Annotated in this window: 7 protein-coding genes; 3 read left to right on the forward strand and 4 right to left on the reverse strand. The window is 73.6% G+C overall.

Translation table 11 applies throughout. The features are described 5' to 3' along the window. The first annotated feature begins 296 nt into the window (after window positions 1–296). Window positions 297–1,673 (forward strand): histidine--tRNA ligase, encoded by a 1,377-nt coding sequence (gene hisS / locus J1M40_RS06525; protein ID WP_036313678.1) that lies wholly within the window; start codon window positions 297–299, stop codon window positions 1,671–1,673. Between the two features lie 60 nt (window positions 1,674–1,733). Here hisS and J1M40_RS06530 read toward each other — a convergent pair whose 3' ends face one another. Continuing rightward, entirely contained in the window at window positions 1,734–3,035 is a 1,302-nt protein-coding gene (locus tag J1M40_RS06530; protein ID WP_036313679.1) for an APC family permease, read from the reverse strand. A gap of 145 nt (window positions 3,036–3,180) precedes the next feature. Here J1M40_RS06530 and aspS point away from each other — a divergent pair, with 145 nt between their 5' ends. Beyond that, the gene (gene aspS, locus J1M40_RS06535) at window positions 3,181–4,995 is read left to right on the forward strand and encodes an aspartate--tRNA ligase (protein ID WP_070708887.1); all 1,815 of its coding nucleotides are present in this window, start codon (window positions 3,181–3,183) and stop codon (window positions 4,993–4,995) included. Window positions 4,996–5,018: 23 nt separating this feature from the next. On the opposite strand, the gene dtd is transcribed toward aspS, so the two are convergent. From dtd to J1M40_RS06550, 3 genes are all read right to left on the reverse strand, one after another. Next, complete coding sequence (dtd, locus tag J1M40_RS06540; RefSeq protein WP_044659818.1) at window positions 5,019–5,471, reverse strand: D-aminoacyl-tRNA deacylase; 453 nt, start codon at window positions 5,469–5,471, stop codon at window positions 5,019–5,021. Window positions 5,472–5,515: 44 nt separating this feature from the next. Continuing rightward, a complete protein-coding gene (locus J1M40_RS06545) occupies window positions 5,516–7,255 on the reverse strand; it encodes a choice-of-anchor I family protein (RefSeq protein ID WP_044659817.1) in 1,740 nt (579 codons plus the stop codon). A 139-nt stretch (window positions 7,256–7,394) separates the two neighbouring features. Continuing rightward, window positions 7,395–7,985: a DUF1697 domain-containing protein gene (locus J1M40_RS06550; RefSeq protein WP_044659816.1), complete on the reverse strand. Its 591-nt coding sequence runs from the start codon at window positions 7,983–7,985 to the stop codon at window positions 7,395–7,397. 52 nt (window positions 7,986–8,037) lie between these two features. On the opposite strand from J1M40_RS06550, the gene J1M40_RS06555 reads away from it, so the two are divergent. After that, window positions 8,038–9,435, forward strand: coding sequence for a replication-associated recombination protein A (locus J1M40_RS06555; protein WP_044659815.1), 1,398 nt, complete (start codon window positions 8,038–8,040; stop codon window positions 9,433–9,435). Window positions 9,436–9,709 lie beyond the last annotated feature (274 nt).

The following is a 9,709-nucleotide window of genomic DNA, read 5'->3' on the forward strand; positions in this document are numbered from 1 at the left end:
GGGACGATCTCGGGGACGGGCCGGGCCTCGGCGGGCACGGTCGTATCGGCGGCCTCGGCCGACGCGGGGGTGGACTCGGTGGCGGGGGACTGCTGGTCGTCGGGCTGCATGTGATTGGTCACCGCTGGAACTCTCCCTGACTGCGCCGGCACGCAGTCGTCGAGGGATGCGGCCGGTCGGGATGGACACGAACAGGGCCAGCGTACCGGGCCGGACAGCGCCCGCGCCTAGAATGGGCCGGTGCGCCGGCGGGGGACCGTCGCGCGTCCCCGCCGTCGTCGTCTCGAAGGATCGCCATGTCCCGCAAGGCCTCCCTGTCCGGTTTCCACGAGTGGCTGCCCGCCGAGCGGCTCGTGGAGCAGCACGTGCTCGACACGCTGCGGCGGACCTTCGAGCTGCACGGGTTCGCCGGCATCGAGACCCGTGCCGTGGAGACCCTGGGCCAGCTGCTGCGCAAGGGCGAGGTGGACAAGGAGGTCTACGCGGTCTCGCGCCTGGCCGAGGACGAGGAGGTCGCCGCGGGCCTGCGCGATCCCAAGGACCCAGCCGACCCCAAGCGCCTGGCCCTGCACTTCGACCTCACCGTGCCGTTCGCCCGCTACGTCGTGGAGAACGCCGGCCACCTCGCCTTCCCCTTCCGTCGCTACCAGATGCAGAAGGTCTGGCGCGGGGAGCGCCCTCAGGAGGGCCGCGCCCGCGAGTTCACCCAGGCGGACATCGACGTCGTCGGCGACGGCGCCCTCTCGCCCCGGTACGACGCCGACGTCGCACTGGTGATGGCCGAGGCGCTCGGCGCCCTGCCGATCGGCGACTTCCTCATCCGCGTGAACAACCGCAAGCTCGCCGAGGGCTTCTACCGGGGCATCGGCCTGGAGGACACCGCCGGCGTGCTGCGCAGCATCGACAAGCTGGAGAAGGTCGGCCCGGAGGAGGTCGCGCGGCTGCTCCAGGAGGAGGTCGGCGCGAGCCCCGAGCAGGCTGCGCAGGCGCTGGCCCTGGCGGACATCCGCACGTCGGACACCTCGTTCGTCGAGCGGGTCCGCGCCCTGGGGGTGACCCACGAGCTGCTCGAGGAGGGGCTGACCGAGCTGGCCGACGTCGTCGCCACCCTGCACCGCCGCGCCCCCGGGCGCGCCGTGGCGGACCTGTCCATCGCGCGCGGCCTGGACTACTACACGGGCACCGTCTACGAGACCGTCCTGGTGGGCCACGAGCAGCTCGGCTCGATCTGCTCGGGCGGCCGCTACGACGCGCTCGCGTCCAAGGGGAACCGCGTGTTCCCCGGTGTCGGACTGTCCATCGGCGTGACGCGGCTGGTGATGCGCATGCTGTCCCAGCAGATGGCCGTGGCCTCCCGCTCCGTGCCGACCGCGGTGTACGTGGCGCTGACGGCGGACGAGGACTGGTCCGAGGCCCAGGACGTCGCGGCCCTGCTGCGGGAGCGCGGCATCCCCGCGGAGGTCGCGGTGTCCGCGGAGAAGTTCGGCAAGCAGATCAAGTATGCGGACCGCCGCGGCATCCCGTTCGTCTGGTTCATGGGTCGGGACGACGCCGGCGCGCGGGTCCACGAGGTGAAGGACATCCGCTCCGGCGAGCAGCACGCCGCGGACCCGGCCGACTGGACCCCGCCGGCCGAGGACCTGCTGCCGCAGGTCGCCCGCGCGCAGGACTGAGCGGACGCGGCCGCTATGCCGGCCCCGGTGTGCGGCGGCGGTGGGTGTCTGCGCGTCGGGTCACCGGCCCCGGCGCCCGGCCCGCACGAACGCGCGCCCGCCCACCCCGATCAGGAACACGCCCGCCATCGCGGCCACGGACATCGGCGGCAGGCTGAGGGCGAGCAGCAGGCACAGGGCCAGGCCCAGGACGTTGACGGCGCGGGGCACGCGCAGCGGGCGCAGCGGGCGCGGCCGGGCCGGGCGGCGGCCGTCGTCGTCCCCGCGCAGGGTCAGGGCGGACAGGTTCGCCACCGCGTAGTAGACGAGCACGCCGAACGAGCTGAAGCCCACCACGGTGAGGATGTCCGTGGTGAGCAGGAGCAGGATCACGGCCGCGGCCAACGTCAGCTGAGCCGTCCACGGCGTGCCGGTCCCCGCATGGACCCGTGCCAGGGGGCGGGGCAGGTCGGACTCGCGGGCCATGGCCAGGGCGGTGCGGGAGATGCCCGTCAGCAGGTTGAGCATGGCCCCGGCCGCGGCGAGGGCGGCGCCGGCCACCGCCACCCAGCCCCAGCCGGAGCCCAGGGCGGTCTCGAGCAGGTCGCGCACGGGCGCCGGGGACCGGGCCAGCCCGGAGGTCCCGAGGCCCGAGATCAGCGCCGTGGCGAGCAGCAGGTACAGCGCCACGGTCACGGCGAGGGCGATCAGGATGGCGCGCGGGATCGTGCGTGCGGGGTCGATGACCTCCTCACCCATGGTGGCCACGCGCGCGTAGCCGGCGAACGCGAAGAACAGGACGCCCGCGCCCATGAGCACGCCCTGCACGGGGGAGTCGACGCCGAGCGCCGCGGCCGAGCCCCCGGGGGCCTCGCGCGCCAGGCCTGCGCCGATGGCCAACACGAGCACGGCGAGCACGGGCACGAGGATCGCCAACGTCGCCTGCGCGGTCCGCGTCACGCCCGCCATCGCCACCCCGGTGAGCACGACGACGGCGGCCACGCCCGTCCACCGGGCCGCGGCGTCGTCGTCGGGGAAGAGGTACAGGCCGAGGGTGGCCGCCATCGCGGCCACCGACGCGGTCTTGCCCGTGACGAAGCCCCAGCCGGCGACGAAGCCGGCCCACGGGTGCAGCTGCCGCCGGCCGTAGACGTAGGCGCCGCCGGACTCGGGGTGGACGGTGGCCAGCTGCGCCGTGGACAGGGCGTTGCACAGGGCCGCGACGGCCGCGACCGCCAGGGCCCCGTACAGCAGGCCGGGGTGGCCGCCGGTGAGCGCGGCCGCCAGGCCGATCGCGGTGAACACGCCCGCGCCGATCATCGAGCCGAGGCCGATCGCGACGGCGTGGAGCAGGGTCAGGCGGCGCTGCAGGGCGGCGGTCATGACGGGGTCCTCCTGGGCTGGGGCAGTGTGGACGGGGCACTAGACTGACGGGAACGGCGCGCGCCCGCCCCGCAGGCGTATCACACGGCGTCGACCATCACATGAACCCCGCACATCGTCCGGCGACCGGACGGAGAGGATCCTCGTGCTGCGCACCCACTCCCTCGGCGAGCTCAACGCCTCGCTCATCGGCCAGACCGTCACCGTCACCGGCTGGGTGGCGCGGCGGCGCGACCACGGCGGCGTGGCCTTCGTGGACCTGCGCGACGCCTCGGGCTTCGCCCAGGTCGTGGTGCGGGAGGAGGCGGACTTCGACCCGCTGCGCAACGAGTGGGTCCTGCAGGTCACCGGCACGGTCGAGCGCCGCCCCGAGGGCAACGAGAACCCGAACCTGCCCTCCGGCGAGATCGAGCTGATCGCGGAGACCGTGACGGTGCTCAACACCGCCGCCGCGCTGCCGTTCCAGGTGGACGAGCACGTGGAGGTCGGCGAGGAGGCCCGGCTGCGCCACCGCTACCTGGACCTGCGCCGCCCGCAGCCCTCGCGCATCATGCGCCTGCGCTCCGAGGTCAACCGGACGGCGCGCGAGCTCCTGCACGGCGAGGGCTTCGTGGAGGTCGAGACCCCGACCCTCACGCGCTCGACGCCGGAGGGCGCCCGCGACTTCCTCGTCCCGGCCCGCCTGGCTCCCGGCTCCTGGTACGCCCTGCCGCAGTCGCCGCAGCTGTTCAAGCAGCTGCTGCAGGTGGGCGGGATCGAGAAGTACTACCAGATCGCCCGCTGCTACCGGGACGAGGACTTCCGCGCGGACCGACAGCCCGAGTTCACCCAGCTGGACATCGAGGCCTCCTTCGTGGAGCAGGACGACGTGATCGCCCTCGGCGAGAAGATCGTCAAGGCCCTGTGGGCCCTCGTCGGGGTGGACGTGCCGACGCCGATCCGCCGGATGACCTACGCCGAGGCGATGGAGAAGTACGGCTCGGACAAGCCGGACCTGCGCTTCGGCCTCGAGCTGACGGACCTGACCGAATACTTCAAGCACACCCCGTTCCGCGTGTTCCAGAACGAGTACGTGGGCGCCGTCGTGATGCCGGGCGGCGCCTCCCAGGCCCGCCGCACCCTCGACGCGTGGCAGGAGTGGGCCAAGCAGCGCGGCGCCAAGGGCCTGGCCTACGTGCTCATCCAGGAGGACGGCGAGCTGACCGGCCCGGTGTCCAAGAACATCTCCGAGGAGGAGAAGGCCGGGCTGGCCGCCGCCGTGGGCGCGAACCCGGGCGACTGCGTGTTCTTCGCCGCCGGGAAGCCGAAGGAGTCCCGCGCGCTGCTGGGTGCGGCCCGCGTGGAGATCGGCCGTCGCTGCGGGCTGTTCACCGATGCCGGTGACGGCGTGGCCGCGAAGGACGCCGACTGGGCGTTCGTGTGGGTCGTGGACGCGCCGATGTTCGAGCCGGCGGCCGACGCCGTGGCCTCGGGCGACGTCGCCGTGGGTGCGGGCGCCTGGACCGCCGTGCACCACGCGTTCACCTCGCCCAAGCCGGAGTTCGCGGACACCTTCGACACCGACCCGGGCGCGGCCCTGGCGTATGCGTACGACATCGTGTGCAACGGCAACGAGATCGGCGGCGGTTCCATCCGCATCCACCGTCAGGACGTGCAGGAGCGCGTGTTCGAGGTCATGGGCTTGTCCCCGGAGGAGGCGAACGAGAAGTTCGGCTTCCTGCTCGAGGGCTTCAAGTACGGCGCCCCGCCGCACGGCGGCATCGCGTTCGGCTGGGACCGCGTGGTCGCCCTGCTGGCCGGCACCGACTCGATCCGCGAGGTCATCGCGTTCCCGAAGACCGGCGGCGGCTTCGACCCGCTGACGGCCGCACCGGCGCCCATCACCGCCCAGCAGCGCAAGGAGGCCGGCGTCGACGCGCAGCCGGAGCCGAAGCAGGCCGAGGCCGAGCCGGAGGCCTGATCCGGGTCCGCGGCGGGCCCGCCTCAGCCGCGCCGCGGACCGGCCAGCTCGTCCGAGTCCACGATCAGCGTGAACGGCCCGGAGTTGGTGAGGGAGACGTCCATCTTCGCGCCGAACACCCCGCGCTCCACGCGCACGCCGGCGGCCTCGAGCTCGGCCGTGAACCGCTCGTAGAGCGGCTCGGCCTGGTTGCCCTTCGCCGCGCGCGTCCAGGACGGCCGCCGGCCCTTCCGCACGTCGCCGTACAGCGTGAACTGGCTGACGACGAGCGCCGGGGCACCGGCGTCGGTGAGGGACCGCTCGCCGTCGAGCATGCGGAGCCCGGCCACCTTGCGGGCCACCTGGACGGCCTCGGCCTCGGTGTCGTCGACGGTCACGCCGAGCAGGATCACCAGCCCCTCGCCCTCGAAGGAGCCGACGACTTTGCCGTCGACGGTCACGGACGCGGAACGGGCGCGTTGCAGAACGGCTCTCATGCAGCCATTCTGCAACGCGCCCGGAACCGGTCCGCGTCAGCGGATCACTGACGACGGGTCGGATTCACCTCGTACACGGTGGTCGAGCCGGAGACCTCGTTGGCGACGATCAGCAGGGCGGTGCCGGAGGGGGACTCGTCGGCCGGCACGAAGGTCAGGCCCTCGGCGCCCATGTCACCCAGGCCGGCCGTGGCGTCGTCGCCCGCGGCATCCCAGTCACGGTCGTTGACGTAGTCCACGTAGGTGGCGTTCCGCGGGTCGGTGATGTCGAAGACCACCACGCCGCCGATGCGCTCGAGGCCCACGAACGCGTAGGTGCGGCCCTGGATCGTGCCCACCACTACGGACTCGGGCTCGGGGCCCTTGTCATCCGAACGGGAGTCCCCGGACGGGGTCTCGTCGTTGTTCGCGTTGAACGCGTGCTCCGGCAGCTCGCCGGCGGCCACGAGCCGGGCGATCTGCTCCTCGATCATGCCGGCGGAGTCGAACAGGCGGGTGCCGTCCGCGGTGTAGATGGAGAAGGACCGGCCGCCCAGTGTGGTCAGGGAGGAGTGGCACTCGCGCTCAGAGTCGTAGCCGAGGTCGGTGAGCACCTTCAGGCGGCCCAGGGCATCCTTCTTCTGCAGGGCCTTGGCCCCCGGGAACTCGGCGGCGCACAGGTCCAGGTCGCTGACGCGCTCGGAGTCGTTGAAGTCGCCCCACTCCCGCCCGTCACCCTCGTTGGCGGTGACGACCAGGTTCTGACCGCGCCAGCGGTACGTGTCGATGCCGTCGGGCATGGGCAGGCCGTCGACCGGCCAGTGGCCCAGCTCGATGCCGCCGTCCTTGTCCGAGGCGTCCAGCACGCCCTCGGTGGACCAATCGGTGGGCGTCAGCGCCCAGAGGTCCTCCAGCGTGGCGGACTTCAGGTCCACGACGGCGACGGCGTTGGCCTCCTGCACGGACACGTAGGCGGTGCGTCCGGTCGGGTCGACGGTGACGTACTCCGGCTCGAGGTTGCGAGCCACCCGACCGGCGGGCTCGTGACCGGCGGGCACCGCCATATCGGGGCCGGAGACGCGCACGCCGGCGGGCAGGGCGGTGCCGGCGTCGTAGGCACGGAAGTCCACGGTGCGCACCGCGTCCTGGGTCAGGCGGGAGAACTGCCGGGCGTTCTTCGGTACGGAGACCACGGAGATCGTGCCCTCCGGGTCGACGGAGAAGTCGTCGGCCGGTTCGCCCTCGTTGGCGACCACCACGTACGCCCCGTTCGGGGAGAAGGCCAGCGAGTCCGGCAGGGCACCCACCCGCACGCCGCCGAGGTAGCGCAGGGTGGTGGTGTCGAAGAACACGACCCAGCCGTGGTCGGTCTTCTCGGCGGCCTCGACGGCGACGGCCATCACACCGCCGGAGACAGCGACGGAGTTCACCGTGGCGCCCTTGTCCGTGACGGAGCCGTCCGCGGTGCGCAGGCCCTCGGCGGAGAGGGTCCGCTCGGCCACGGGGGCGGCGTCGGCGCCCAGGCGCATGACGTCGACGGCGCCGCGCTGCGCATTCACCACGAACAGGCGGCCGGAGACCGCGTCGAAGGCCGGGATCTCGGCGGCGGACTCGCCGAACACGCCGGTCTCGTGGGTGCCGGCGCGGGTGAGCTCGATGCTCTTGCCGGACGGGTTGGCGGCGATGGCGGCGCGCTGGGCCGTGGCCGAGTGCGGGGCGGGCGCGCTGAGGGAGGCCGGGGCGAGGAAGGCCGTGGACAGGGTCGCGGCGGTGACGGCCGTGGCGAGGCGTGCGAGGCGAGGCATGGATGCTCCAGTCAGGGCAGGGAGGCGGAGGACGGGGTCACCCCATCGCACGGATGTGAACGGTCCGTGACGTCCCGGCCAGCGCGCGGTGTCCCGCGGGTGTCGACGCCCCGGACGCCCCGCGTGCCGTCCGCCGAGGTCAGTCCTCGCTCGGCAGCCCCGCGAGCACCCGCACCGTCGTGAGGTTCCGGGCCGTGCCGCGCACCCCGAGCGCCCGGTCGAGGCGGGCCGGAGTGAGCGGGGAGTCGGCGACCCCCGCGGCGCAGCGCATCCACAGCAGCCGTCCCTCCAGGGCCGTGCGATCCGGCCCCGCGGGTCGGTCGTCCCCGTGGTCGAGCGCGGCCAGGGCGGCGGCCGCCTCGGGTGCGGGGTCGTCCTCGAGCACGGTGAGCTGCGTGCGTTTCGGCTCGCCGCCGGCCCAGGGGAGCGCGTCGTGCAGCTCCAGGGCGCGCCGGAGCGTGCCCACGTCCACGAGGACCACGGGGACGTCGAGGCCGCCCTCCTCACGCGCCCGTCGCGCGAACCCCTGCCGCACGCCCTCCGCGGCTGCGTCGGAGGACGCCCGGAACAGGACGTTGCCGCTGGCCAGGTGGGTGGTGACCGCCTCCCCGCCGGCGGCCTGGGCCCAGCGGATCAGCGTGTCCTTGCCGACACGGTTGCTCCGCCCCACGTTGATCCCGCGCAGCAGCAGGACGTGGGTGTGGTCGGTGCGCGGGGCGGCGGGGCTCATGCGGCCATGATGCCACCCACGCCCCCGCGGGCCGAGGACTACCCTGGACCCGATGGACGACCTCTTCAGCGCCGCCCACAACGGGGCCGACGACGACGGCCCGGCCGGCACCGTGGCCGCCCCGCACCCCGGCGCACCGCTGGCCGTGCGCATGCGCCCGCGCACGCTGGATGACGTGCTGGGCCAGCGGCACCTCATGCGGCCGGGCTCCCCGCTGCGCAAGCTCGCCGAGCCCGATCCGGACTCCGCCGCGGGACCGAGCTCGGTCATCCTCTACGGGCCTCCGGGCATCGGCAAGACGACGCTGGCCCACGTGATCGCCCGCGCCCCCGGGCGCACGTTCACGGAGCTGTCCGCGATCACGGCCGGTGTGAAGGACGTGCGGCAGGTGATGGAGCAGGCCCAGCGCGAACGGGACCTCTACGGGCGCACCACCGTCCTGTTCCTCGATGAGATCCACCGCTTCTCCAAGGCGCAGCAGGACGCGCTGCTGCCGGGCGTCGAGAACCGCTGGGTCGTGCTGGTGGCCGCGACCACGGAGAACCCGTCCTTCTCCGTGATCGCACCCCTGCTCTCCCGGTCGCTGCTGCTCACGCTGCGTCCCCTCACGGACGACGACATCGTCGGGCTGCTGGACCGTGCCGTGACCCAGGAGCGCGGGCTCAACGGCGCCGTGGTGCTCCAGGACGACGCGCGGGACTACCTGGTGCGGATGGCCGGCGGCGACGCGAGGCGGGCGCTCACGGTGCTGGAGGCCGCGGCCGGCGTCGCCCTGGACAAGGCGCGCGAGGCCGGCCGGGCGGGGGAGGGCGCCGTCGCGGTCACGGACGAGGACGCCGCGCAGGCGATGGACCACCACGTCCAGCGCTACGACAAGGACGGCGACCAGCACTACGACGTGATCAGTGCCTTCATCAAGTCCATCCGCGGCTCGGACGTGGACGCGTCGATGCACTACCTCGCCCGGATGCTGGAGGCGGGGGAGGACCCCCGGTTCATCGCCCGGCGGCTGATCATCTCCGCGTCCGAGGACGTGGGCATGGCCGACCCGACCGCGCTGCAGACCGCCGTGGCCGCCGCCCAGGCCGTGCAGCTGATCGGCATGCCGGAGGGACGCATCATCCTGGCGCAGGCCGTGACGCATCTGGCCACCGCGCCGAAGTCCAACGCGAGCTACACCGCCGTGAACGAGGCGATCGCGGACGTGCGGGCCGGCCACACGGGCGCGGTGCCGGCGCACCTGCGGGACGCGCACTACCCCGGCGCGGCGGCCCTCGGCCACGGCCAGGGCTACGTCTACAGCCACGACGAGCCGCACGCCGTCGCCCGTCAGCAGTACGCGCCGGACCCCCTGGTCGGGAGGGACTATTACCGGCCCAAGCCCATCGGACACGAGAAGCGGCTCACCGAGCAGGTGGCCGCGCTGCGCCGGATCATCCGCGGCGACTGAGCGCGCGCCGGGCCCGAGGGCGGACGCCTCGGGCGGCCGCGCGGAATAAAGACCCCGGATCACCGGTTGTCCAGGGATGAGCGGGGCGGTCGACGTCGGCCCGCCGACTCCTCGCCCGCTCGCGCCCCCATGCACCACCGACGCACAGAAGGAACAGAAGGAGCCGCCCCCATGACCCAGTCCACTCCGCAGCAGTCCACCCCCCAGCACACCGCCGCGCAGCAGCCGGCCCCGTACGGCCGCCCCGGCGCCGGCGGTGTGCTGGGGGGTGGAC

The sequence above is a fragment of the Micrococcus sp. KRD026 genome (assembly GCF_017168445.1).
Lineage (GTDB): Bacteria > Actinomycetota > Actinomycetes > Actinomycetales > Micrococcaceae > Micrococcus > Micrococcus luteus.